Origin of the sequence: Streptomyces composti, from assembly GCF_012034205.1 — a bacterium.
In the GTDB taxonomy this organism is placed as follows: Bacteria; Actinomycetota; Actinomycetes; order Streptomycetales; family Streptomycetaceae; genus Streptomyces; species Streptomyces composti.
The window spans coordinates 1-1068 of the sequence record NZ_JAATEM010000083.1 but is presented as its reverse complement, the minus strand read 5'-3'; the positions used below and the strand labels follow the sequence as shown (position 1 = coordinate 1068).

Genomic DNA, 1068 nt, shown 5'->3' with positions numbered 1-1068 from the left:
TGTTCTGTCCCGGGAGGTTGTGGACGGGTGAGCCAGGTCTCGGCTGAGGGATCTTGAACAGGTGAGGGCCTTCCGGTTCGGTGTGGATTGCGACGTCTACACCTGAGCGAAAGGCCCTCGTGCCCCACCGTAATGCACCCCTGACCGAGACCGGACGGCTGCGCCTGGCCCGCTGCGTGGTCGAGGACGGCTGGCCCCTGCGCCGGGCCGCCGAGCGCTTCCAGGTCTCGCCGACCACCGCCCAGCGCTGGGCCGAGCGCTACCGGCAGTTCGGCGAAGCCGGCATGTCCGACCGCTCCTCCCGTCCGCGCACCAGCCCGCGCCGCACCCCGACCCGCACCGAACGCCGGATCATCAAGGTCCGCGTCCTGCGCCGGTGGGGCCCGGCCCGCATCGCCCATCTGCTGCATCTGGTGCCCTCCACCGTGCACCGGGTACTGACCCGCTTCGGCCTGGCCCGCCTCACCCACCTGGACCGGGCCACCGGCCGGATCATCCGCCGCTACGAACGCGAGCGGCCCGGCGAGCTGGTGCACGTCGACATCAAGAAACTCGGCAACATCCCCGACGGTGGCGGCCACAAGGTCCTGGGCCGGCAAGCAGGCCGCAGGAACCGCAAGAACACCGGTTACAGCTACCTGCACACCGCCGTCGACGACCACTCCCGCCTCGCCTACAGCGAGATCCACACGGACGAGAAGAAACAGACCGCCACCGGCTTTTGGACCCGCGCCCACGCCTTCTTCACCGAGTGCGGGATCACCGTCGAGCGCGTGCTGACCGACAACGGCTCCTGCTACCGCTCACGCGACTGGCGCGACCTGCTGTCGGCAGCCGGGATCGCCCACAAACGCACCCGGCCCTACCGCCCGCAGACCAACGGCAAGGTCGAACGCTTCAACCGCACCCTGCTCGACGAATGGGCCTACGCCCGCCCCTACCGCTCGGAGACCGAGCGCCGCGAAGCGTTCCCGCAGTGGCTGCACACCTACAATCACCACCGCGGACACACCGCGCTGAAGGGCCAACCACCCGCCAGCCGCGTCCCCAACCTCACGGGTCAATACA

1 protein-coding gene is annotated in these 1068 nt (G+C 69.6%); it reads left to right on the top strand.

The features are described 5' to 3' along the window. Positions 1-119 precede the first annotated feature (119 nt). The coding region (locus tag HCJ93_RS29030; RefSeq protein ID WP_167998804.1) for an IS481 family transposase at positions 120-1068 on the top strand (949 nt) is incomplete at its 3' end.